Genomic DNA, 1,446 nt, shown 5'->3' with positions numbered 1-1,446 from the left:
CATCTTAAACTCATCTTCTTTAATCCCCGAATAAAGTGTTGCTCAAACCCAAAACTCTGGTCTAAACGGCTGTTTACTCGCTCCACCGACGTACGCTTCTTGTAAAGTTCCTGCCACCGATAGCTGGAACGTGCTAGCGGCGTGAACACCCTCCGGTCTTCTTTAAGGGGTATCCGAATACCGCTCTTAACCGGACATTTATCTATGCCCTTGCATCTTAACCCATAATGCCTGGCCGGACACCTGTATTTTAATGTTTCCCGGTCTTTCTCAAATCCTCCATAGGCCATCTCCCTCTTTATCCCCGTCTCCGGACAGTAACAGCTAACTTTACCCTTATAGTCGTATACTACATTCTCCTGACCATTGACTACTTTCGTCTCTTCCCCATCTTTCCATTGGTTCCTTATGTCTATGACCGGCTTTATTTGATACTCTCCCCATAGCTTAATGATCAGTTCTGTGGAGTCGTAGGCCTTGTCTGCTGTAAGGTATTCCATCCTTTCAAAGGTCCCCGGGGCCTTCTCTTTTACCCTCTCCAGAAGCTTGGGCGCTTCTTTTACTTCGCTCGCCGACGCCTTGGTCACTTTGAACCCTATGGGGAGTTCATATAGAGCATCTACTATCAGGTGCAGGCGAAATCCAAACCATTTCACTACTTTTTCCCACTGGCTGCCGTCTTCCCTCTTCCCCCGGTAAACCTTACACCCCCAGTCTGCATCTTGTTCCCGCCGACCGTCAGCTCTAAGCTCCCTTACTTTCTCTTTCTTCTTCCCACGACTTAAACTCGCCAAGGCTTTGCCGTCTATGGCCACTACTTCTCCAAAATCCGGTAGTTCCTCCCTTAGCTCCTCTACCAGCCGGTAAAATATTCCTTCGACCTCCTCTTCTTTCTTAAACAGTTTCCGCAAAAACCGGCTGTATACCCATGACGGCGGTATGGCCTTCTCTCCCTTAACGAGGTCAAATCCGCATAGCTCTCGTAATTGGGCATTACGCCAAAGTTCCCGCCTTAAACTTTCTATCGAAGGATGCTGGTATACTATCCCTGCCAGTACAGAGTTCCATACAGCCCTTATGGGATAGTCATCCCGCCCATTAGCCCGTTCCTTCTCCAGTTCCACCATCAATTCTTCGTCCGGCATGTATTCAAGGACTAGCCTAAGTCGTTCGAGCTCCCCTAAATTTTCGATTTCCCTCCATCCAAAGAGCCTCTGTTGTGGTATAATAGCCATGGGTGACCCTCCTTTGTCTGGTTGGTTTGGTGTTACTTAACAGATTCGCTTCTTAAGGAGGGTCATCCTCTTTTTGGGGTCAATTTTTTAATCCCTCATACCCAATCCCCCTCAACCCCAACCAAATTCATGCCTTCCCCGGGGTAAAATCTTTTACCCCAATCCCTTCATACCTTCACCTTCCTTATTTCCCCGTCAGCGCAGATGGCTC

General features: G+C 48.3%; 1 protein-coding gene. It reads right to left on the bottom strand.

The features are described 5' to 3' along the window. A partial coding sequence (locus AC1BI1_RS15285) for a transposase (protein ID WP_476718166.1) occupies window positions 1–1,235 on the bottom strand: 1,235 nt, incomplete at its 3' end. Between the last annotated feature and the right edge of the window lie 211 nt (window positions 1,236–1,446).

The sequence above is a fragment of the Thermanaeromonas sp. DSM 22490 genome, assembly GCF_056378755.1.
The sequence above is the reverse complement of the archived record's forward strand: the minus strand, read 5'-3'. Positions and strand labels throughout refer to the sequence as shown.